Annotated in this window: 23 protein-coding genes and 1 tRNA gene; 11 read left to right on the forward strand and 13 right to left on the reverse strand. The window is 66.1% G+C overall.

The features are described from left to right. Positions 1 to 43: 43 nt before the first annotated feature. From wzm to MSP7336_RS06205, 5 genes are read right to left on the reverse strand one after another with little or no spacing between them, the layout of a single operon-like run. A complete protein-coding gene (wzm, locus tag MSP7336_RS06185; protein WP_113963293.1) occupies positions 44 to 877 on the reverse strand; it encodes a galactan export ABC transporter permease subunit Wzm/RfbD in 834 nt (277 codons plus the stop codon). Continuing rightward, the gene (gene glfT1, locus MSP7336_RS06190) at positions 874 to 1,764 is read right to left on the reverse strand and encodes a galactofuranosyltransferase GlfT1 (protein ID WP_113963294.1); all 891 of its coding nucleotides are present in this window, start codon (positions 1,762 to 1,764) and stop codon (positions 874 to 876) included. The genes wzm and glfT1 overlap by 4 nt, the downstream gene beginning before the upstream one ends. Next, positions 1,761 to 2,567 carry a galactan export ABC transporter ATP-binding subunit Wzt/RfbE gene (gene wzt, locus MSP7336_RS06195; RefSeq protein WP_069397321.1) on the reverse strand — a complete coding sequence of 269 codons (807 nt, stop codon included), beginning with the start codon at positions 2,565 to 2,567 and terminating at the stop codon, positions 1,761 to 1,763. The genes glfT1 and wzt overlap by 4 nt, the downstream gene beginning before the upstream one ends. A gap of 12 nt (positions 2,568 to 2,579) precedes the next feature. Next, positions 2,580 to 3,095, reverse strand: coding sequence for a bacterial proteasome activator family protein (locus tag MSP7336_RS06200; protein ID WP_069397379.1), 516 nt, complete (start codon positions 3,093 to 3,095; stop codon positions 2,580 to 2,582). Positions 3,096 to 3,111: 16 nt separating this feature from the next. Next, a complete protein-coding gene (locus MSP7336_RS06205) occupies positions 3,112 to 5,067 on the reverse strand; it encodes a DUF6541 family protein (protein WP_113963295.1) in 1,956 nt (651 codons plus the stop codon). A gap of 109 nt (positions 5,068 to 5,176) precedes the next feature. Between MSP7336_RS06205 and MSP7336_RS06210 the strand changes: the two genes are divergently transcribed. Beyond that, complete coding sequence (locus MSP7336_RS06210) at positions 5,177 to 6,373, forward strand: cysteine desulfurase-like protein (protein ID WP_113963296.1); 1,197 nt, start codon at positions 5,177 to 5,179, stop codon at positions 6,371 to 6,373. Between the two features lie 5 nt (positions 6,374 to 6,378). Here MSP7336_RS06210 and MSP7336_RS06215 read toward each other — a convergent pair whose 3' ends face one another. Further along, positions 6,379 to 7,350, reverse strand: coding sequence for an NAD(P)H-quinone oxidoreductase (locus MSP7336_RS06215; RefSeq protein ID WP_181786600.1), 972 nt, complete (start codon positions 7,348 to 7,350; stop codon positions 6,379 to 6,381). A 66-nt stretch (positions 7,351 to 7,416) separates the two neighbouring features. Between MSP7336_RS06215 and MSP7336_RS06220 the strand changes: the two genes are divergently transcribed. Beyond that, positions 7,417 to 7,920, forward strand: coding sequence for a MarR family winged helix-turn-helix transcriptional regulator (locus MSP7336_RS06220; protein WP_069397325.1), 504 nt, complete (start codon positions 7,417 to 7,419; stop codon positions 7,918 to 7,920). Between the two features lie 21 nt (positions 7,921 to 7,941). Further along, positions 7,942 to 8,028, forward strand: a tRNA-Ser gene (locus tag MSP7336_RS06225). A gap of 43 nt (positions 8,029 to 8,071) precedes the next feature. Here the strand turns inward: MSP7336_RS06225 and MSP7336_RS06230 are convergent. The 3 genes from MSP7336_RS06230 to lipE form a co-directional block, all read right to left on the reverse strand. Then, a complete protein-coding gene (locus MSP7336_RS06230) occupies positions 8,072 to 9,262 on the reverse strand; it encodes an IS481 family transposase (protein WP_113963298.1) in 1,191 nt (396 codons plus the stop codon). A 91-nt stretch (positions 9,263 to 9,353) separates the two neighbouring features. Next, complete coding sequence (locus MSP7336_RS06235; protein ID WP_069397326.1) at positions 9,354 to 9,755, reverse strand: hypothetical protein; 402 nt, start codon at positions 9,753 to 9,755, stop codon at positions 9,354 to 9,356. Positions 9,756 to 9,773: 18 nt separating this feature from the next. Further along, positions 9,774 to 11,018 (reverse strand): lipase LipE, encoded by a 1,245-nt coding sequence (gene lipE, locus MSP7336_RS06240; RefSeq protein WP_113963299.1) that lies wholly within the window; start codon positions 11,016 to 11,018, stop codon positions 9,774 to 9,776. A 123-nt stretch (positions 11,019 to 11,141) separates the two neighbouring features. On the opposite strand from lipE, the gene MSP7336_RS06245 reads away from it, so the two are divergent. Beyond that, complete coding sequence (locus MSP7336_RS06245; RefSeq protein WP_113963300.1) at positions 11,142 to 12,509, forward strand: HNH endonuclease signature motif containing protein; 1,368 nt, start codon at positions 11,142 to 11,144, stop codon at positions 12,507 to 12,509. Between the two features lie 43 nt (positions 12,510 to 12,552). Here MSP7336_RS06245 and MSP7336_RS06250 read toward each other — a convergent pair whose 3' ends face one another. Next, entirely contained in the window at positions 12,553 to 12,750 is a 198-nt protein-coding gene (locus tag MSP7336_RS06250; RefSeq protein WP_069397329.1) for a hypothetical protein, read from the reverse strand. Positions 12,751 to 12,779: 29 nt separating this feature from the next. Continuing rightward, positions 12,780 to 13,604 carry a crotonase/enoyl-CoA hydratase family protein gene (locus MSP7336_RS06255; protein WP_113963301.1) on the reverse strand — a complete coding sequence of 275 codons (825 nt, stop codon included), beginning with the start codon at positions 13,602 to 13,604 and terminating at the stop codon, positions 12,780 to 12,782. 23 nt (positions 13,605 to 13,627) lie between these two features. On the opposite strand from MSP7336_RS06255, the gene MSP7336_RS06260 reads away from it, so the two are divergent. Further along, positions 13,628 to 14,206, forward strand: coding sequence for a TIGR03086 family metal-binding protein (locus MSP7336_RS06260; protein ID WP_113963302.1), 579 nt, complete (start codon positions 13,628 to 13,630; stop codon positions 14,204 to 14,206). On the opposite strand, the gene MSP7336_RS06265 is transcribed toward MSP7336_RS06260, so the two are convergent. After that, positions 14,203 to 14,802 carry an Rv1733c family protein gene (locus MSP7336_RS06265; RefSeq protein WP_244917425.1) on the reverse strand — a complete coding sequence of 200 codons (600 nt, stop codon included), beginning with the start codon at positions 14,800 to 14,802 and terminating at the stop codon, positions 14,203 to 14,205. The genes MSP7336_RS06260 and MSP7336_RS06265 overlap by 4 nt on opposite strands. Before the next feature lie 227 nt (positions 14,803 to 15,029). Between MSP7336_RS06265 and MSP7336_RS06270 the strand changes: the two genes are divergently transcribed. The 6 genes from MSP7336_RS06270 to MSP7336_RS06295 all read left to right on the forward strand — a co-directional run bounded on the left by MSP7336_RS06270 (position 15,030) and on the right by MSP7336_RS06295 (position 20,866). Continuing rightward, positions 15,030 to 15,464: a CBS domain-containing protein gene (locus MSP7336_RS06270; RefSeq protein ID WP_069397333.1), complete on the forward strand. Its 435-nt coding sequence runs from the start codon at positions 15,030 to 15,032 to the stop codon at positions 15,462 to 15,464. Positions 15,465 to 15,552: 88 nt separating this feature from the next. Beyond that, positions 15,553 to 15,819: a DUF1918 domain-containing protein gene (locus MSP7336_RS06275; protein WP_113963304.1), complete on the forward strand. Its 267-nt coding sequence runs from the start codon at positions 15,553 to 15,555 to the stop codon at positions 15,817 to 15,819. A gap of 18 nt (positions 15,820 to 15,837) precedes the next feature. Further along, the gene (locus MSP7336_RS06280; protein ID WP_113963305.1) at positions 15,838 to 17,925 is read left to right on the forward strand and encodes an adenosylcobalamin-dependent ribonucleoside-diphosphate reductase; all 2,088 of its coding nucleotides are present in this window, start codon (positions 15,838 to 15,840) and stop codon (positions 17,923 to 17,925) included. A 55-nt stretch (positions 17,926 to 17,980) separates the two neighbouring features. After that, positions 17,981 to 18,784, forward strand: a complete 804-nt coding sequence (locus tag MSP7336_RS06285) for an HPF/RaiA family ribosome-associated protein (protein WP_113963306.1) — start codon at positions 17,981 to 17,983, stop codon at positions 18,782 to 18,784. A gap of 488 nt (positions 18,785 to 19,272) precedes the next feature. Continuing rightward, positions 19,273 to 19,488: a hypothetical protein gene (locus MSP7336_RS06290; RefSeq protein ID WP_069397337.1), complete on the forward strand. Its 216-nt coding sequence runs from the start codon at positions 19,273 to 19,275 to the stop codon at positions 19,486 to 19,488. A 64-nt stretch (positions 19,489 to 19,552) separates the two neighbouring features. Beyond that, entirely contained in the window at positions 19,553 to 20,866 is a 1,314-nt protein-coding gene (locus tag MSP7336_RS06295) for a phosphoribosyltransferase family protein (protein WP_113964795.1), read from the forward strand. Here the strand turns inward: MSP7336_RS06295 and MSP7336_RS06300 are convergent. Then, positions 20,863 to 22,026 (reverse strand): CapA family protein, encoded by a 1,164-nt coding sequence (locus tag MSP7336_RS06300; RefSeq protein WP_113964796.1) that lies wholly within the window; start codon positions 22,024 to 22,026, stop codon positions 20,863 to 20,865. The two genes, MSP7336_RS06295 and MSP7336_RS06300, sit on opposite strands and share 4 nt — an antisense overlap. Positions 22,027 to 22,138 lie beyond the last annotated feature (112 nt).

Raw genomic sequence — 22,138 nt, forward strand, 5'->3', positions numbered from 1 at the left:
AAACCTCCTCTGCCCGCCTTGGGTACCCGCGGAGGAGGTGTGCTTACACCCAGTACGGCACCCGGGCGCGGTACTGGCGCATCGCGAACGCCGCCAAAACCCAACCGATCACAGTCAACACGACGACCACGATCCAGTGCCGCAGTTCTTGCTGGGCGCCCAGCAGCGGCGCCCGCACGATATCCAGGTAGTGCAACAGCGGATTGAGTTCGACGATCTTGCCCCACCGGCCCGCGCCCTGCTGACGCAGCGTCTCGTCGTTCCAGATGATCGGCGTCATGAAGAACAGCAACTGCACCACTGAAAACAGCAGCGGGCCGATGTCGCGGTAGCGGGTGGCCAGGATGCCGAAACACAGCGACACCCAAACCGCGTTGAGCACGATCAAACCCAGCGCGGGAATCACCATCAGATCGGCCCACGACCACGGCTTGGGATAGATGATCGCGATCACTGCATAGATGATGATGTTGTGCGCGAACAGGATCACCTGCCGCCACACCAGCCGGTAGACGTGCAGGCTCAGCGGCGCGGGCAGCTGACGGATCAGCCCCTCGTTGGCGACGAACACGTCGGCGCCCTCCATGATGGCCGCGTTGATCAGGTTCCAGATGATTAGACCCAGCGTCACGTACGGCAGGTGCACAGCTAGGTCGAGACGAAACAGCTTGGAATACAGGCCTCCCATGGCCACCGCCGTCGTCCCCGTCGCGATCGTGATCCAGAACGGGCCCAGCACCGAGCGCCGATACCGCTGTTTGATGTCCTGCCAGCCCAGGTGCAGCCACAGTTCCCGGCGCAGGAAGCCCTCCACCAGATCACGCCACGCGCGGGCCAACGTCTTGGATTGCGCCGCGGCGTCTTCGAAGGTCGTCATGGTCGCCTGAACCTCTCTCGACGTCCCAAGCGCCGCAACCGGATCCACTCCAACAGACCGGCGACGTCGCGCCGGGACACCAGGAAGAACCAGCCGAACCTCACCCACTCCTGCAAGAGCAATCGGCGCAAGCCCGGCTGGGACAGCAGATAGCCCCGGTTGCGGTAGGTGAAGTACCGCTTGGCGGGGTCCTCGGGGTACTGGGTGTGCATGCGCCCGCCCAGGATCGGCTTGAATTCCGAAGAGCCGCACGGATGCAAGTACGTCGCGGTCAGACAAGTCCCGAACGCCAAACCGGAGCGCACTAGCCGACGATGCAACTCCACCTCGTCGCCGCGCACGAAAAGCCGCAAATCCGGCACGCCCACCGCCTCGAACGTCGACGCTCTGAACAGCGCCCCGTTGAACAGCGACGCGATCCCGGGCAACAGGTCGGCCTCATCGGCCCGCAGCTCGGAGACAAGCCGGCGCCACACCAGGCCGCGGCGCAGCGGAAAAGCCAGCCGCTGCGGGTCTTCGACGTCGCACACCATTGGCGACACCTCGGCGAGCCCGTGCGTGGCAGCGCAATCCAGCAGCGTGGCCAGCACCTGACTGTCGGCCGGCCGGCCGTCGTCGTCGGCCAGCCACACCCAATCCGCACCCAGTGATAAAGCGTGCAGAATGCCGAGCGCGAATCCGCCCGCACCGCCGAGGTTTCGGCGCGATGCCAGATACGTCGTCGGAACCGGCTGCGCTGCAACGAGTTCCGCTACCCGGTATTCACAACCGTTGTCGACCACGATCAGGTGGTCGGGCAACCGGGTCTGGGTGGTCAGCGCATCAAGCGACTTGGCCAGTTCGTCGGCGCGCCGGTGCGTGACGACGACGGCATACACCGAACTCATCCGGACACCTCGTCGCCGGCCGTTTCGGCCAGCACCTCGCGCACAGTCCGGGCGGCGTCTTCACCCTCGTACGCCCGGATCACGTCCTCGATGCCGCCGGTCATGCGGATGGTGCCGTGGTCGATCCACATGGCGGTCTTGCACAGCCGTGCCAGGAACTCGTTGGAATGGCTGGCGAACACCAGGATTCCGGAGCGCTCCACCAGTTGTTGTAGCCGCGACTGCGCTTTCTTCAAGAAGTCGGCGTCCACCGCGCCGATACCCTCGTCGAGCAGCAGGATCTCGGGGTCGATGCTGGTGACCACGCCCATCGCCAGCCGGACCCGCATACCGGTGGAGTAGGTGCGCAGCGGCATCGACAGGTAATCGCCCAGCTCGGTGAACTCGGCGATCTCGTCGACCTTGCTGAGCATCTGCCGCCGCGTCTGCCCGAGAAACAGGCCGCGGATGATGATGTTTTCGTAGCCGGAGATCTCGGGGTCCATCCCGACCCCCAGGTCGAACACCGGCGCAACCCGGCCGGTCACCGACGCGGTACCGCGGGTGGGTTCGTAGATGCCCGAAAGTAGCCGCAGCAGAGTCGATTTCCCGGCGCCGTTATGTCCCACCAGCCCGACGCGATCACCCAACTCAAGCGTCATGGTGATGTCGCGCAGCGCCTCGACGACCACCACGTTGGATGCGTTTCGCCCGATCGTGCCGCCGGCCTTACCGAGAAAAGCCTTTTTCAACGAACGCGACTTGGCATCGAAGATGGGAAATTCCACCCACGCATTGCGTGTCTCGATGTGCGGGACGGACACCGGTGTGCTGCTTTACAGGTATTGACCGGTTCCGTGCCCGTGCCCGCCGCGGGCGGCTCCCGGCGGCAGCGCACCCTGGCGCATCTGCTCCAGTTGCGCACGCGCGGCCATCTGCTGGGCGAACAGCGCCGTCTGAATTCCGTGGAACAGCCCCTCCAGCCAGCCGACCAGCTGCGCCTGGGCGATACGCAGCTCGGCGTCCGACGGGGTTCCCTCGCTGAACGGCAGCGTCAGCCGGTCCAGCTCCTCACGCAACTCCGGGGCCAGCCCTTCTTCGAGCTCGCGAATGCTGGTGGCGTGCACCTCGCGCAGCCGGTTGCGGCTGGCGTCGTCTAACGGCGCGGCCCGCACCTCCTCGAGCAGCTGCTTGATCATGGTGCCGATACGCATCACCTTGGCGGGCTGCTCGACCAGGTCGGTCAACGACTGGTCCTCGGAGTCCTCCTCCTCGTCAGGCTTGTTCTTGGCCATCAGACGGGGGTCGGCGCCGATGACCTCGATGCCGTCGTCGCGGTTGTCGGTACTCAATCCAGTCACTCTCCCTCTAGGCTTGTCGGACTGTCGGGGCGCCACGCCACTCGTAGATCCGGGCTTCGCCATTGTCATAGATCTTCACCCACGACTTCGACTTGTCCAGTGACACTAGTCCGTCAGGCGTCGCGAACCCTCTTACTGTCGGTGTGCTGGTCAGGACGTAGCGGATATTGAGTACCCGAACCGCGTCGGCGATCCGCGGATCGGTGTCCGCATCGTCGGCGTAAGCCCAGAAAATGAACCGGTGATAACCCGGGCCCTGCTGCATCGGGTAGTCGTAGTGCGTCCATAACGGATGTAACCCCGCGACGGCGTACATCCATGCCGTGCCGTCGGTGTTGCCGTTCCCGATCAAGGTGTCTCGCGCGCCGGGCAGCTTGGCCAAATACGCCATCGCCTCCAGATCACGTCGGTCGACCATCACCGAGTCGTACTTGTCGCCGAACAAGAACCGGTGCCGCGGAAAGTAATGCCACGCGCTGAGCAGGCTGACCGTCACCAGCAGGCTCGCGGTCACCGCGGCCCACGGCAGCCGCCGGTCGCTGAGGCGGCGCACGGCGACCACCAGCAGCGCGACCAGCGCCAACAGCCCCAGACCGGCCATCGGCATCAACAGCAACGACGCCGCCCCGGAAAGCCGGCGCGGATCCTTGTAGAAGAACTTGCTGAACGCCCCGGCCACCTTTCCGATCGACCCGCCCAGCGGCGTTCCCGCATCGACGATCGCCACCATCAGCACCAGCCACACCACCAGCGGCCACCAGATCCTGCGGAACAGGAAGATGAACCCGCCGACAGCGGTCACGGCGATCAGGGCGTACTGCACGGGGAAGTCGTTGAGGTGCCGGGTGTGCTGGAACACCGCGTCGAAAACCCCCCGCTTGGTGCTGCGGTGCGTCAGAAACGAATGCCCGGCGATGATGTCCTCCTGCTGTTTGACCGCCCAAAACTGCGGCAACAGCACCAGGATCGCCGGCACCATGACGGCACCCAGCGCGGCCGCATCCTGGACCCGGCCGCGCACCGGATGCCACAGGCCCTCCATCAGCCACCACGCGACGAGGAACAACACGACCACGATTCCGCCGGTGATGTGCACCGAGACGACCCCGACCAGCGCCAGCACCGCGATCGGGACGCGGTCGCGATGCCGCAACGTGGAGGTGATCAGCGCAAACGTCGGCACCGCCAGGCCGTAGCCGACGAGGTTGGGCATTGCGGCGGTGCCGAACTCGACGTAGGGCAGCGCGGTGAATGATGCCGCCAGCATCGCCGCGGCGGCGCTTGCCGCGACGGCGCGGGTTTCGGTGGTGCGGCTGCGCAGCAGCCGCCAGGTCAGCACCGCGGCGCTGACCGGGAACAGCCAGATCGCGGCGGCCAGCGCGCTCAGCGTGTAGCCGGTGGTGGGCGCGGCGCCGGTCAGCTGGCAGTACACCGCGGTCAGCGCATGAAACGCCGAGGGGTAATACAGCAGGTCTTGGGTCTCCACATTGCGCAGCTGCCCCATGTGTGTCGACGACGCCTGGCCGGTGTCGAGGATGTAGCGCACGGTGTTGGCGTGCCAGACCGCATCCCAGGTGCTGGGGATGGATTGCCAGTCCGGGATGCCGCGCAGCGCCGCCAACCAGATCAGTACCGCGCCCAGCACAACCGCGGCGGTCACTGTCGCGGCCGCCGCGCCGGTCAATGCCCGCACTTCGCCGTCGACGTCGCGGAAGCGCGTCAGCGCCGCCCGGAAAACGGCCGCCAGCAGCGTGACGACGGTCAGCGCGCCCAACGCCGTCCAAGCGTTCCAAGCGATTCCGATGGCACCGAACGGGATGATTGCCAGCGCGACGACACCGTAGGTCAGCGCCGGGCCGACCGCCACCGTGATGGGCCACGTTAGCTGCGCGCTGCGTGCGACGATCGCCCCGGGCACTATCAGCAAAAACAAAGCAACGAGCGTTCCGAACGTCAGCCCCACTGGACTAGTATGGCTGGCCGGGCGACCGGGCTCGGGTCGGCGGGGACGTATCTGGGCGCCCCGCAACCGTAATGGTTTGCGGATATGCGGGAACTCGAAGGTGGCTGGCATGGCATACGACGTCGCCCGGGTACGCGGATTGCATCCGTCGCTCGGAGACGGTTGGGTGCACTTCGACGCACCCGCGGGGATGCTGATTCCCGAATCGGTGGCCACCACCGTATCGACGGCATTCCGCGGTTCCTTCCCCACTGCTGTGGGTCCGCACCCGTCGGCTCAGCGCAGCGCCGCCGTGCTGGTAGCGGCCCGTCAGGCGGTGGCCGACTTGCTCAACGCCGACCCCCGCGCGGTGGTGCTCGGAGCCGACCGAGCGGTTTTGCTGGCATCGCTGGCCGAAGCATCCTCGTCACGGGCGGGCCTGGGCTACGAGGTGATCGTGACCCGCCTCGACGACGAGGCCAACATCGCCCCGTGGCTGCGCGCAGCAAACCGGTTCGGCGCCAAGGTGAAGTGGGCTGAGGTCGACATCGAAACCGGTGAGTTGCCGACGTGGCAGTGGGAGAGCCTGATCGGCCAGTCGACGCGGCTGGTCGCGGTGACGTCGGCGTCGGGGACCTTGGGCACCGTGACCGATCTGCGGCCCGTCACCAAGTTGATCCACGAAGTCGGTGGCCTGGTGGTCGTCGACCATTCCGCGGCCGCGCCGTACCGGCTGATCGACATCGACGAGATCGACGCCGACGTGGTGACGGTGAACGCGGCCAGTTGGGGCGGCCCGCCCGTGGGCGCGTTGGTGTTCCGCGATCCGGCGGTGATCAATTCGTTCGGGTCGGTGTCGACGAACCCGCACGCGACCGGGCCGGCTCGCCTGGAAGTGGGCGCGCATCAGTTCGGGCTGCTGGGCGGACTCGTCGCCAGTATCGAGTACCTGGCTTCGCTCGACGAGTCGGCCCGCGGAACCCGGCGTGAAAGACTCGCCGTCTCAATGAGATCCGCGAGCGACTACATGGATCGGATCTTCGACTATCTGATGATGTCGCTGCGGTCGCTGCCGTTGGTGGTGGTGATTGGTCAGCCAGAGGCACGCATACCCGTGGTCACGTTCGCCGTGCACGAGGTCCCGGCCGAGCGGGTGGTGCAACGGTTGGCGGACAACGGAATTCTGGCGATCTCCAACGCGACGTCGCGGGTGCTCGACGTGATCGGAGTCAACGATGTCGGCGGCGCGGTGACCGTCGGGCTGGCGCATTACTCGACCATGGCCGAGGTCGACCAGTTGGTGCGGGCTTTAGCGTCTTTGGGCTGATCCAGCTAATCCAGCGTCAGCACGATCTTTCCGATCACCCCACCCGAGGTGAGCAGTTGATGCGCTGCTGAGGCCTGCTGTATCGGCATCCGGGCGCCGATGACAGGCCGGACCCGCCCGTCGGCGATCATCGGCCAGACCGACTCCGCCACGGCGGCGACCACCCGGGTCTTGCTGTGCGGTCCGGCGGCCGGTCGCGCCCGCAGCGTCGTCCCGATCACGCGCGCCCGTTTGCTCAGCAGCTTGCCCAAGTTGAGTTCGCCTTTGACGCCGCCCTGCATGCCGATGACGACCAGCTGGCCGTCGGTGGCCAGCGCGTCGAGATTGCGGTCCAGATAGGCCGCGCCCATGATGTCGAGGATGACGTCGGCGCCGTCGCTGACTTCCTTGATCTTGGCGACGAAATCCTCGTCGCGGTAATTGATGGTGATCTCGGCGCCCAGCTGGCGGCAGAATTCCAACTTCTCTGGCGATCCCGCCGTGATCGCGACTCGCGCGCCCAGCGCGCGCGCCACCTGAATCGCGTGGGTGCCGACTCCGCTGGCCCCGCCGTGGATCAGGGCCAGCTGGCCCTCCCGCAGCCCGGCCGTCAGCACCAGATTCGACCAGACCGTGCACGCCACCTCCGGCAGCCCCGCCGCGTCGTGCAGCTCTACACCGTCCGGAATGGGCAGCACCTGACCGGCCGGCACCGCGACGTACTCGGCATACCCGCCGCCGGCCAACAACGCGCAAACCTTTTGCCCCACCGACCATTCCGTTACTTCATCGCCTGTTTCGGCGACCGTGCCCGAGACCTCCATGCCCAGGATCTCGCTGGCGCCGGGCGGAGGCGGATAGCGGCCGGCGGCCTGCAGCACGTCGGCGCGGTTGACGCCGGCCGCGGCGACCTTGATCAACACTTCGCCGCGGGCGGGCGTGACGTCGGGTACTTGCTGCCAAAGGAGTTGATCGGCGTCGACGACGATGGCATGCATTCTCGACACGCTACCGTCTTGTGATTTCGCCTGTTTCAACCGCGAAGTGTCACATAGCATGACGGGATGAACGGCCTCATCGCCGGCCGGACAGCCAGCCGGATGCCCGGACTGGATATCGCTGAGCAGAAGTCTTGGCAGAACTACTTGGACTCCACGCTGCGGTTGTACGCCGCGCTCAACCGGTGCCTCACCGAGGCGCATCAGCTGTCGCTGGTCGACGTGCGGGTGCTGGAAATGCTCGACGAAGCGCGCGGCGGCTCGCTGCGAATGGGCGATCTGGCCGACGCGCTGCCGTCGCTGCCGAGTCGGCTGACCCGCCAGATTCGGCGCCTGGAGATACAGGGTCTGGTGCGGCGCTCGGCCAGCCCCGATGACCGCCGCGGAGTGTTCGCCACTATCACCGACGACGGCCGGGAGGCGGTGCAGCGGGCCATGGTCACCTACGCGCAGGGCGTGCAGACCCACTTCCTGGGACCGTTGTCACGTTCGCAGGTCGCGGCGATGGGGGAGAACTGCCGGCGGATCAGCGTCGCGCTGAAGCGCACCGGGCGGTCTTCGAAGGCTTAGCGCCCCGTTACGCTGGTCGGCGGTGGCGTGGCAGAGCGGCCTAATGCACTCGCCTTGAAAGCGAGAGACGGCTAAAACCGTCCGGGGGTTCAAATCCCTCCGCCACCGCGTTTGTGATGTCTCAAGACATACGAATAGCCCGAACCCTCGTTTAGGGTTTGGGCTTTTTTGTTGGTCGACCGCTGGGCATGCCGCGGGGTTGGTAGTCGCGGGTGGGGTCGAGTGTTAGCTGGCGGAGGAGTTCGCCGGTGGTGGCGTTGATGATGCGGATGTTGAGGTCTTGGACGAGGACGAGTACACGGGTGCGAGCGTGGGTTCGTCCGACGCCGATGTGGTGTAGGCGTCCGGCGTGGCGCAGGGTGAGTTTTCCGAATTGGTCGATGCGGTCGGTGCGTACCCGGTTGTGGGTGTCGATGGATGTTGCTGGGTTGGCTTTGGGTCGGGCGGTGTAGGCGGTGGCGGGGGTGGCGTGATGGGGCAGGGATCGGTGTGGGCGGCGGTGGTTGTATTCCTCGGCGAAGGTGTCGAGTTGGGTTTGTAGCTCGGCGAGGGTGGTGGCGCGGGGTTGTCCGGTGAGCCATTTTTTGAGGGTCTGGTGGAAGCGTTCGACTTTTCCGCAGGTGGTGGGGTGGTTGGGGGTGGAGTTGATCTGGGTGACGCCCAGGCGGTGTAGCTCGTTTTCGAATGCGTTGCGGCCACCTTTGCCGCCGGAAAGGCGGGTGGTGAAGACCATGCCGTTGTCGGTCAGGGTTGAGGCTGGAATGCCATGAGTTGCATAGGCTTTGCGGAATGTGTCGAGCACGATGGGTCCGGTGATGCGCAGGTGGGCGGTCAGCGAGAGGACGTAGCGGGCATGGTCGTCGAGCCAGTCGAGGATCTCCACGTGAGAGTGGTCGGCTAGCCACCAGTGGGTGAAGTCGGCTTGCCAGCGTTCGTTGGGTTGTTCAGCGGCAAAGCGGATGTAAGAGGACTTGGGCCGCTTGTGCGGGTGGGGTGCGATCAGCCCGGCCGCGCGCAGATGCCGGTAGATCGAGGCGGCCGAGACGATGCACCCATGGCGGTGTTGCAGATGCCAGGCGATCGTGTACGGCCCATTGTCGAGGCCTTTGCTCGCCAGCTTTTCCCGAAGCTCAATGATCAGCTCGATGGTGTCTTGCGCCAGCCGGGTGGGGGTGGTGTGCGGCCGGCGTGAGCGCGGCTGGAATGCGGCCTCGCCCTCCAGACGGTAGCGGGCCACCAGCCGGCTGACCCAGCCCTGGGAGACCCCATACTCGAAGGCCACCTCAGATTGGCTGCGGCCCTCAACGACAACGGCAGTGATGACTAGACGAGCCTTCGACACCCGCCGACAGTCGGGCGCTCACCTTATTCCGATGTCTTGCGACACGCTATTCGCATGTCCTGAAACCACACACCTCCGCCACCGCGTTTTGCTAACCCTGGGTTATCAGCGAGTTGGCGAGTTCCAGGCCGATCAGGAATGTGACCACGATCAACACCAGCGACACTGTCGGCCAGATCCACATCGCCCAACCACGCTTTCCTGCCACCCTCATGCCCACCAGTGCGACGAGTCCCGCGATCACGATGCCGCCCCAGGTGACGAGGTACGCCAAATCGAGCGGGGTGGTGTTGCATTCCGACATGCATGCGTCGGTGGCCATCGCGAAAAACCAGGAGAAGAAGAACGACCCCATCCCCGCCAGCAGGGCGAACACCGACATGACCGACGTCGCGGTGACGTCGGCGGCCGAGCGTTGAGTCGGGGCGTGCACCGGGCGGAATGGCGGATATCGCGGCTGCTGCGGCGTCCCGGGGTACTGCGGTGACGTCATTTGTCTAACTCTGCCGTATCAGCGAGCCACCCGTGGGATCTCGGCGGCGATGCGGTCCATCAACGCCGTGTAGCGCTTAGGCGCGACATCCTTACCGGGCTTGCCGCTGCTGATCAACCCGGCGGCCAACTCCCGCTCGGGGTCGGCCCACATCGCGACGTTGACCAAGCCGAGGTGACCGAACGCCGCCGGCGCGTTACGGCCGAACGGCCCGAATCTGTTCGTGCCCAGCTGAAAGCCGGTACCCCACCGTGCCGGCGCCAAGCCCGTCGCCAAATCCGGTCGCAGACGCCGACATTGGCGTACCGCCGCACGCAGTGTTTCCGGCTGCAAGACGCGGACTCCGTCGAGTTCACCTCCGCGACGCCATATTTCGGCGAACCTCGACAGCTCGTCGGCAGTTGAGATGGTGTTGGACGACGGAACGACGGTGGTGAGGAACAGCGGTGTGTTGGTGAGCGGGATGATCTGGTGGACCGTACCGCCGATCGCTTTGCGGAACGCCGCTGCGATCGGTGCGGGCAGCTGCCGGCCGGTGGCGTGGCTGGGCGCGACCAGCGGGACATCTTGTGCTGCGACACCGAAATTGGTCCAGCGGAAGCCCAATGGGTCGAGGATCTCGGTGGCCAGAATGTCGCGGATGTCCTTGCCGGTGGCGGCATAGACGATCTCGCGCATCAGCGGGCCCCAGGTCAGCGCGTGGTAGATGTGCACCCGCCCCGGTCGGTACAGGGGCCGCAGCTTGCCCAGCTGTTCCTGCACGTACTCGTGATCGTCGGCCCGTTTGAGGTCCGCCTTCGGCCCGGTCGGAAACGGGACACCGGCGCTGTGCGTGAGCACATGCCGGATCGTGGTGCGGTCCTTGCCGTGGCTGGTGTACGTCGGGATGTAATCGCACACGCGGTCGTCGAGCGAGAAGTGCCCGCGTTCGACCAGCATGTGCACGACGGTGGCGGTGATCGCCTTGGCCGACGAGTACACGCAGAACGGGGTGTCGGTGCGGACCGGAACCTTTTCCGCGTCGGGTGGATCGGTCGGGGCATTGCCCCAGCCGTGCCCGATCGCGCGGTTGAGGATGACCTTGCCGTTGCGGCGCAGGCACAGCTGGATCGCCGGGTGCATCCCGGCCTGATACCAGTGGCGAACCGCCTGCCAGATCCGCTCGATGGCCGCGGGGTCAGCCTCGGAATGGTCCTCGTCGCCGATCGCGGTGACAGCGTCGAGGTCGGCTGGTACCCGGATGGTGCCGTCGGAAATGCTCATCGCTGCGAGGTTACGTGCTCGCCGGCTTGGCGGTGGCTCGCGGAGTTATCCACAGTTTGGGTTTTGCCCACAAGCTGGGATTTTGGGGGTGAGGGTGTCGGACCCCTCTTATAAGATTCGAACATGCGTTCGAGTAGTCGTGAGGAGATCGTGGCGGTCTTCGACGCGCTTGACGCCGCCCTCAAACGCGCCCTGGATCTGACATTTGATGTGTTGACCGTGCCGGAGTCGTTGGCGATGCTGGAGCGCTGCGAGAAGGTGCGCCGTCAATTGCCGGCGGTGGAGCACCCGTTGATCAATCAGATCGGCGAGCAGGCCGACGAGAGCGAGTTGGGTGGCAAGTTGTCGTTTGCGTTGGCCGAGCGGCTGCGCATCACCCGCGCGGAGGCCAACCGGCGCATCGGGGAGGCCGCGGACCTGGGCCCGCGCCGCGCCATGACCGGTGAGCCGCTGGAGCCGTTGTTGCCGGCGACCGCCGAGGCCCAGCGTGCCGGCACGATTGGTGGCGGACACGTAGCGGTGATCCGCAACTTCTATCATCGGTTGCCCGACGCGGTCGATGTGGAGACCGCCGAGCACGCCGAGGCCCAACTCGCAACCGAGGGCGGCGAGTTTCGGCCCGACCAGTTGGCCAAGCTGGCCGACCGGCTCACTGACTGTTTGAATCCCGACGGCGATTTCACCGACAACGACAGGGCACGACGGCGCACCCTGATCATCGGTAAGCAAGATATCGACGGCATGTCCAAAATCAGCGGCTACCTCACCCCCGAGGCCCGCGCGACCATCGATGCGCTGTTCGCCAAACTGGCCGCGCCGGGCATGTGCAACCCCGACGACTGCACCCCCTGTGTGAGCGGCACTCCGTCGCAGGCGGCCATCGACAACGACACCCGCAGCGCCGGCCAACGCAACCACGACGCCCTGAACGCCGCCGGACGCGCCCTGCTGGCTTCCGGAGACCTCGGTCAACACAACGGGTTACCGGCCAGCATCATCATCACCACCACCCTGGCAGAGCTCGAGGCCGGTGCGGGCAAAGCGCTCACCGCCGGCGGCACTTTGTTGCCCATGAGCGATGTGATCCGGCTGGCCTCCCACGCCCACCATTACCTATGCATCTTCGACAAGGGCAAAGCGATCGGGCTGTATCACACCAAACGCCTCGCCTCGCCAGGGCAGCGAATTGTGTTGCACGCCAAAGATCGCGGCTGCAGCTTCCCTAATTGCACGGTGCCCGGCTACCTCACCGAAGCCCACCATTGCACCGACTACTCCCAATGCAAAACCACCGACGTCAATGACCTCACTCAGTGCTGCCGAACGCATCACAAACTCGTCACCGAACAGGGCTGGACCACCCGCAAAAACACTCACGGCGACACCGAATGGATCCCACCCCCACACCTCGACCGGGGCCAACCCCGCACCAACACTTACCACCACCCCGAAAAACTCCTCCGCAAAAACGAAGACGACGACGATCCGTAGGCAGTAATCAGTACAAGGTCGGGGCTGGCGGACGAACGCCGCCTCAGCCGCCTGCGGCGCGGTCGCCGTCGGTCTGGTCGAAGAAGCGCCAATCGCCGTCGATGTTGACCTCCATTCGCCAGCCGAGCTCGGTCTTGTCGCCTTTGGTGTCGACGAGCCAGGCATGCGCGTCTTCGGCGCTGGCGATGTCCTTGGTGGCGACGACCTCGCCGTGCGGATTGAGCACTCGGTAAGTAGACATATCCCGAGTGTTCCCAATCGCGGCGGTCCTTATTCTCCGGTGAACTCCGGGGGCCGCTTGGCGAACGTCGCCGCGATCCCCTCGGACAGATCCTTGGACGGCAGAAACGCTGCGTTCCAGGCGGCGACATAGCGCAGACTCGCCGAGACAGCCGAAATGCGTTGCTGGTCAAGGACATCCTTGATGCCGTGCACGGTCAGCGGCGGGTTGGCGGCGATCTCGGCGGCGGTGGCGTGCGCGGCGGCCAGCGAAGCCTCCGCGTCGTCGAACACGTCGTTGACCAAGCCGATCTTCTCCGCCCGAGCCGCGTCGATGTCCTTACCGGTCAGCGCCAGTTCCCGCAGGTGCCCGTCGTTGAGGATGAACGGCAGCCGGGCCAGGCTGCCGACGTCGGCGACGATCGCCAGCTTGACCTCGCGCACCGAGAACTTGGCGTCGGCGCTGGCATAGCGGATATCCACTGCCGAGATCAGGTCGACGCCGCCGCCGATGCACCAGCCGTGCACCGACGCGACGGTGGGGGTCCGGCAGTCGGCGACGGCGCTGATCGCCTTCTGCATGCGCGTCACCTCGGCGTGGAACTCCGCGCGGGGCCGAGCCGACGCAGCCTCGGTCATGACCGCGGTCAGCGACCCGCCCATAGCCGGCAGGTCCAGGCCGTAGCTGAAGTTGCGGCCCGACCCGGTGAGCACGATGGCCCGCACCTCACGGTCGGCGTCCAGCGCGCCGAACACCTCCGGCATCTCCGACCAGAACGCCGGGCCCATCGCGTTGCCCTTGCCTGGTCCGATCAACGTCACCTGCGCGACGTGATCTTTGGTCTCGACGGTGACGGATTCATACGGCTGACCCATGAACAGACCGTACCGTGGAGGGCATGCCTGCCGACCTACGACCCGGACCCGACTCACCACCCAACGACGAACTCGCCAGCGCCGAAGCCACACTCGGCGTTCTGCAGCAGGTTCTGCATCCGATCGCACGCGACGACTTGGCTAAACCCACGCCGTGCTCGGAATTCAACGTCGAGCAGCTGACCGACCACCTGCTGAACGCGATCACCCTGCTCGGCGGCGCGGCGGGCGCGCAGGTTCCCGACCGCGACCAGGGCGACTCGGTGGAGCGCCAGGTCATCGCCGCGGCCCGGCCCGCGCTCGACGCCTGGCATCAGCGGGGCCTGGACGGCACCGTCACGATCGGGCCCAACGAGGTGCCCGCCACCTTCGCCGCCGGCATCCTTTCGCTTGAATTCCTGGTCCACGGTTGGGATTACGCGAAGGCGATCGGTTATCCCATCGACGTCGCCGACTCGTTCGCCGAATACGTGCTGGGCAAAGCGAAAAAGTTCATCACGCCGGAGGGCCGCGTGCGAGCCGGGTTCGACGACCCCGTCGACGTGCCCGACGACGCGCCGCCCCTGGACCGGCTGGTCGCCTTCACCGGACGTCAGCCCTAGCGCTGGCTGTTGGCCCGGCCGCCGCCGTGGCCGACGAGGATATCGATGTCGCGTTGCCACCCGGCGGCGCGGCAGCGGTCGGCGGCCCACCGAGTGACCATGTAGAGGGTGGCCGCCGCGGTGTCCACGGTCAGCCAGATCGCCAGTGCGACCAGCGCCGCGTCAGTGGCGGCAGCAGAAACCGGTGTCGGCTTCGCGACCCGACGACCGTTGTTGTCCACCCAGACGTCGATCTGGTCGCCGGTCCTGACGGTGGGCGGCGCGTCGACTGTGCCGGTGTATTCGCGCCCGCCGACGAACCAGCGCGCATCCACGGTGATCGTCGTCTTCGCTATCGACGGCTCGTTGGTGGCACGGCCGTCGATCACCGTCGCGGGGACGAGATGCCGGGTTTGGGCCTGCTCGGCGTAGCGGTTGCTCATCGACTCGTGCACCGCGGTGCCGATCGCGGCGGCGGCCGGGATGGCCAGGATCGACACCATCACCGCGAGCATCCACACCAGGGCCTCGATGCGATCACTAGTGCGCACCAACGGGTTACGGCCCAACGCTCGAAGTATTCGCCATCGCGGTGGGCCCAGGATGTAGGTGTCCACGACATCTCCTTGGGTCAACCTGCTCAGTGCTGACCTTTTGATGATCGCCATAGCCGGCTGGCGGCTTCTAGGGTCGGATGGCCCTCGCGCCGAAGGGCACTGGTCCTTGCCAGCCGGAACACATCGAAGGCCGAACGGCCCTAGATCGGCGTGCTCACCGCGTTCAAGTATCGAATTGCCCGGGAGCCGAATCACCCGGGTTACCGACGATTTTCAAGGAGTACACCATGACTACCGCCCGTGACATCATGCACAGCGGCGCAACATGTGTGAGTGAGCACGAGACGATGACCGCCGCGGCCCAGCGCATGCGCGACCTGGGCGTGGGCTCACTGCCGATCTGTGGCGACGATGACCGCCTGAAGGGGATGATCACCGACCGCGACATCGTCATCAAGTGCATCGCCGCCGGGCACGATCCCAACACCACCACCGCCGCCGAGCTGGCCCAGGGCCACACCTACTACGTCGACGCCGACGCCAGCATGGAAGAGGTGCTTCGCGTCATGGAGGAGCACCAGGTCCGACGGTTGGCCGTGATCGAAGATCACCGCCTGGTCGGCATGATCAGTGAAGCCGACATCGCGCGGCACCTGCCCGAACACGCCATCGTGCAGTTCGCCAAAGCGGTTTGCGCTCCGCAGGCGCTCACCAGCCACTGACTTTCGGCGGCCGCCGCTCATATCATCGATTGTGAGTGGCTACGAGAGGGCAACCCCAACGATTGAGGCCGTAAGAAAGGGGTAGCTGATGAAGGCCAAAGTTGGTGACTGGTTGGTGATCAAGGGAACGACGATCGATCGACCGGATCAGCGGGGCCTGATCACCGAAGTGCACTCACCCGATGGCTCACCGCCGTACGTCGTGCGGTGGCTTGACTCGGATCACGAGGCGACGGTGTTTCCGGGACCGGACGCGATCGTCGTCACCGCCGAGGAGCAGCAAGAAGCCGACGAGCGGGCACAACATCGGTTCGGTGCGACGCAGTCGGCGGTCCTGCACGGCCAAAGCGGGTAGGCGGCGTCGGGTCAGGTGATGAAGTCGGCGACCGCCGGGTGGCCGGCGAAGGTCCGGCGCCGCGACGGGACGCTGGTACCTTTCGACATCGTCCGGATCGAAGGTGCGGTCGCGCGGGCGGCCCGCGAGGTCGCATATGACGATCCGGACATGCCGGTGGCCGTGGCGAGGGCGGTCGCCGACTCACTCGGACCCGGAATCGCGCACGTCGAGAAGATCCAGGATTTCGTCGAGAAGCAGCTCGGCGAAGCCGGTCTGCACGACGTCGCCCGCGCCTACATCATCTACCGGCAGCGCCGTGCCGAACTGCGCGCGGCCAAGGAATTACTTGGTGTCCGTGACGAGCTGAAGCTGAGTCTGGCCGCCGCGACCGTGCTGCGCGAGCGTTATCTGCTGCGCGACGAGACGGGCCGGCCGATCGAGTCGACCGGCCAGATGATGGATCGCGCGGCGCGCTTCGTCGCGGCGGCAGAAGATGACTATCAACTGGGTTCGTCGACGCGGTGGGCCGAGCGGTTCTCGGCGTTGATGCGCAACCTCGAGTTTCTGCCGAATTCGCCCACCCTGATGAACGCCGGCACCGACCTGGGCTTGCTCGCCGGCTGTTTCGTGCTGCCCGTTGAGGATTCGTTGCACTCGATCTTCACCACGTTGGGGCACGCCGCCGAGATTCAGCGCAGCGGCGGCGGCACTGGATATGCGTTCAGCCGCTTGCGTCCCGCCGGGGATCGGGTGGCCGGCACCGGTGGCACCGCCAGCGGACCGGTGTCGTTCCTCCAGCTCTATGACACGGCCGCCAGTGTCATCGCGATGGGCGGGCGCCGTCGCGGTGCCTGCATGGCGGTGCTGGATGCGTCGCACCCCGACATCCGCGATTTCGTCACCGCGAAAATCGAATCACAGGACAAATTAACGCATTTCAACTTGTCGGTCGGTGTCACCGACGCGTTCATGCGCGCCGTCGAACGTGGCGGCACACACCGGCTGGTCAATCCGCGCACCGGCAAGACGGTGGCCCGCATCCCGGCCGCGGAGCTGTTCGACGCCATCTGCGACGCCGCGCATGCGTGCGGCGATCCCGGCCTGGTGTTCCTGGACACGATCAACCGGGCCAACCCGGTGCCGGCGCGGGGCCGAATCGAAGCGACCAACCCGTGCGGCGAGGTTCCGCTGCTGCCGTACGAGTCGTGCAATCTCGGGTCGATCAATTTGGCCCGCATGGTCAGCAACGGCCGCGTCGACTGGGACAAACTCGCCGACACCACCGAGGTGGCCGTGCGGTTCCTCGATGACGTGATCGACGTCAGCCGCTACCCCTTCCCCGAACTCGCCGAGGCCGCCCGGGCGACCCGAAAGATCGGGCTCGGTGTGATGGGTTTAGCGGAACTTATTGCCGTACTGGGTATTCCGTACGACAGCGAGGAGGCCGTACGGTTGGCCGGCCAGGTCATGCGCCGCATTCAGCAGTCGGCGCACAGGGCGTCACGGCGGTTGGCCGAAGACAAGGGCTCGTTTCCCGCGTTCTCCGACAGCCGGTTCGCGCGTTCAAGACCGCGGCGCAACGCACAGCTCACCTCCGTCGCGCCGACCGGCACCATTTCGCTGATCGCCGGCACCACCGCGGGAATCGAGCCGATGTTCGCCATCGCCTTCACCCGGGCCATCGTCGGCAGGCGCCTGCTGGAGGTCAACCCGTGCTTTGACCGGCTGGCCCGCGATCGAGGGTTTTATCGCGACGAGCTGATCGACGAGATCGCGCAGCGAGGGGGAGTGCGGAGCTATTCGCGGTTGCCGGCCGAGGTGCGGGCGGCGTTCCCGATCGCAGCTGAGATCGCTCCCGAGTGGCATCTGCGGATGCAGGCCGCAGTGCAGCGCCACGTCGACGCCGCGGTGTCGAAGACGGTGAATCTGCCTGCCACCGCGACGGTCGACGACGTCCGCGCGATCTACCTGGCTGCGTGGAAGGCGAAGGTCAAGGGCATCACGGTGTATCGCTACGGCAGCCGGGACGAACAGGTGCTGTCCTACGCCGCGCCCGACCCCGCGCTGGCCCAGGCCGATACGGAGTTCAGTGGCGGCTGCGTTGCTCGTACCTGCGAGTTCTGAGGGAGGTGACCTTTGGCCCTCGTGTCCGCGTCGACCTGCGGCGTAGCAACAAACCATGAGGGAGAGGAATCAATTGCCGACCTTCTTCGACGTGGAGGTGACCACGCACGGCCAGATGCCGGATGTGGCGCCGTACGCGCGTAAGAAGATCGGGGGGCTCGGTCGGTACACGCATCGCCCGGTACGGCACGCTCGCGTCAGACTGACGAGACATCCCGACCCGGCAGTGCAGCGGGCCGTGGTCGCGCAGGCCAATCTCGACGTGGACGGACGCCTGGTCCGCGCCCAGGTGGAGGGCACCACCGCGCGCGAGGCGATCGATCGGCTCGAGGCTCGACTACGGCGCCGGCTCGAGCGGACCGCCGAGCATTGGGAATCACGACGCGGAGCGCTACCGGTGAGCCTTCCGCATGAGTGGCGGCACCAGTCCGAGCCCACGCACCGGCCCAAATACTTTCCCAGGCCGCCCGAAGAACGCCGAATCGTGCGGCGCAAGTCGTACACCCTCTCGTCCTGCACGATCGACGAAGCGGCAGTGGACATGGACATGCTCGACTACGAGTTCCACCTGTTCAACGAGAAATGCACCGGGATGGCGAGTGTGTTGTACCGCGCCGGCCCGACGGGTTGGCGCTTGGCGCAAGTGACACCGGTGAATCCTGAGGAACTCGAGCCATTTGACTTGCCGGTGACCTTCAGCTCACAGCCGGCACCATGTCTGACTGAGCAGGAAGCCATCGAGCGGCTTAACCTGCTCGACCTGCCGTTCCTGTTCTACATCGATGCGGCGCAGGGCCGCGCCTGCGTGTTGTATCACCGCTATGACGGGCATTACGGGCTGATCACCCCCGCAGGCTGACGGCCCAGTAAGCCCGAAAGTCAAGTCCACCTCACGTTTTGGGGACTTCGGACCCTATGCCGACACGCCGGCGCATCGAGACGATGGACGCATGAACGCTCTCGACAGCGATCCTGCGTCGCTGCCCCGCCGCGGCGACGATGACCGCGCCTGGCAATTCTTGGCGGACGCCTCCAGTAATTCCTTGGACAACTTGAGGTCGCTCGCGTCGTCGACAATGCCGGCTTTCACGCCGTCGCCGATGCCGCGGTCTTCGTGACAGGAGGAGCACAGTGGTGGCCAGTAATCGTGCGCTGGAAGCGATCCGGCGCCTGCTGATGGCGGAGACATACTTCCGATCGCGTCGACCGGTGAGTGAGCGCAAAGCCCCGGCCCAGGAGGGTAAGGAGACGCAAGAGCATCAAGATCGCGAAAAGTCTTAAACAACAGCGATAGACCGCCCGAACGCTTGGAATACCAAGCGAGCCTGTCGCGTTCGCTTTGGACAAATGACGACACTTGCCACTGACCGACTGCGCTGGGCGACCCCGGCTGATCGCAACCGTGCCGAATTGATGGCGCTGCTCACTGAGCGCACCATGGCCACGGCCGATCCGAAGCGCTACACCAGCGCGCCGACGCTGACCCAGGCCTGGTATCAGGCCCACATGGCGCGTTGGGGGCTGGATTCCTACCTCGACAAGATCGACGCCGTCAGGGCATAAGTCCTGCACATGAGTGGCCGTTGGACCCTTCGGCGCATCGGCGCATCGCGACACACTTGACCACATGCAGTTGTTCCGCGATCGTGCCGATGCCGGCCGCCGGCTGGCCCAGCGCCTGGAGTCGTTGCGCGGTGAAAATGTCGTCGTACTAGGCATTCCGCGCGGCGGAGTACCAGTTGCCTTCGAGGTCGCCAAGGCCCTGCAGGCGCCGCTGGACGTGCTGGTGGTGCGCAAGCTCGGGCTGCCGTTTCAGCCCGAGCTTGCGTTCGGCGCCATCGCCGAGGGCGGGGTGCGGGTGATCAACGACGCCGTGCTGGAGCACACCGGGGTAAGCAGCGAAGAAGTCGACTACGTCGAAGCCGCGCAACAAAGCCAACTGCGGCATCTGGTTGACCTGTACCGGCACGGTCGCGACGGCATCCCGCTGGCCGGGCGGGTGGTGCTGATCATCGACGACGGGTTCGAAAGCGGGGCAACCGCGAAGGCGGCGTGTCAGGCGGCCCGCGGCCAGGGTGTCGAGCGGATTGTGCTCGCCGCCCCGGTGGGCTCGCCGGACGTCGTCGACATGTTGCGCTCATACGCCGACGAGGTGGTGTGTCTGGAAACGCCCCCCTTCTACGGCTATGTCACGGTCGGGCAGGGCTACCGCCGATTCCGCAAGACCTCCGACGACGAAGTGATCGCGCTGCTCGGCCGTGCCCACGCAGGCTACGACGAGACCGCATTGGCCGGCGACCCGCTGTTGCGTGACGAGGAGGTCGACGTGACCGCAGGGCCGGTGACGGTGACCGGGCACCTGACGATCCCCGAGGCGCCGCGCGGCATCGTGGTTTTCGCTCACGGCAGCGGAAGCAGCCGGCACAGCCCCCGCAACCGCTACGTCGCCGAGGTGCTCAACCAGGCTGGGCTGGCCACCCTGCTGTTCGATCTGCTCACCCCGGCCGAGGAACGCAGCCGCGCCAACGTGTTCGACATCGAACTGCTGGCCCGAAGGCTCGTCGACGTCACCGCCTGGGTGGCCGCCCAGCCCGACACCGCGCCACTGCCCATCGGCTACTTCGGCGCCAGCACCGGCGCGGGCGCCGCACTGGTCGCCGCCACCGATCCCCAGGTGAAAGTGAAGGCGGCCGTGTCCCGCGGCGGCCGGCCCGATCTGGCCGGCAGGTATCTGTACGACGTCGTGGTGCCGACGCTGCTCATCGTCGGCGGCCGCGATGAGGTTGTGCTCGAGCTGAATCGGCGCGCACAGGCCGCCATCCCCGGACCGTGCGAGCTCGCTGTGGTGCCCGGCGCCACCCACCTGTTCGAGGAACCCGGCGCCCTCGAACAGGTTGCGGCGCTGGCCCGCGACTGGTTCATCGACCAGCTGTCCGTTTAGCCGCCGACCCTCGCCGGAGTCATCCGAGTGTCCGCGGCGCGGCGCAAGGAGACGACCTCCAGTAGATCGTCGGGTCGAGATGTGACACGAATGCCGAACCGGCGGCTGATGCGCTCGATGGTGGTGCGCAGCCACCCGGCGTCGGCCTGCGAGGCACGCTCGAGTCGCATCCGCCGCACACGCAGCGGAATCAGCTGCAGCGAGACCATGACACCGCTGACGCGATGAATACGGGCCAGATACAGCAGCCTGAGCTCGCTGCGGAACGATTCGCGGCCGCCGATGCCCTCGTAGTCGTCGATGACATCACCGCAGCCGTACAGGATCGGTTTGTCGCGGTAAATCTCAAGCGGGCGGGGATGGTGTGAGGAGTGTCCGTGGACGATGTCGATACCGGCGTCGATCAACCGGTGCGCGAACGCGATCTCGTTAGCCGCCACGGCGTAGCCCCAGTTGGGTCCCCAGTGCACCGAGACGATCGTGATATCGCCGCCACGCTTGTGCGCCAGCACTTCTGCCGCGACACCGTCGGCGACACACGCTGACGGATCGCGGATCAACCACACCCCGGGCCGATCGTGACGCGCGGCCCACGAGTCGGGAACGCCGCTGGACGTCACCCCGACCGAGCCGACCAGCACCCGGTGTTCACCGTGGACCGGGACCGCCGCCGGGCGCCGCGCGGTGGCCAGATCGTCCCCCGCCCCGACGCCCTGGATTCCCGCTTGAGCGAGAGCCGAGACCGTGTCGGTCAACCCCTGGTAGCCGAAATCGAGAATGTGGTTGTTGGCCAGGGCGCACACGTCGGGCTGTAACGCGGTCAGTGCGGGCAGGTTGTCCGGGTGCATGCGGTAACACACCGCTTTGTGCTCGGCGAATTCTCCGGCGGTGGTGATCGTTGTCTCCAGGTTGACCAGACGGACGTCGGGTGCGGCGGTCTCGAGAATCCCCAGCAGCTCGCCCCAAGGCCAATCCCAGTCCACCGGGCGCGGAATCGTCCCGTTGGCATACTCGGCCAGCCGCACATATCCCCGAGCGTCACGCATATACGGTTCGTGCAACACCGGTTCGCCCGGATGGGGCAGGATCTGATCGACGCCACGGCCGAGCATGACGTCCCCGCCCAGCAGCACGGTCACGATGTCGGAATTGCTAGCCACCTTGGACCCCCGCGGATACACAGATCTGCCCGAAGGCGGCATGTGCGTTTACCGCATTGAGGTCGCGATCACGCCTTATCGCCCTTACTCGACCATGCCGCTCTTCGGGACA

This window comes from Mycobacterium shimoidei, from assembly GCF_900417275.1.
GTDB classification, from domain to species: Bacteria; Actinomycetota; Actinomycetes; order Mycobacteriales; family Mycobacteriaceae; genus Mycobacterium; species Mycobacterium shimoidei.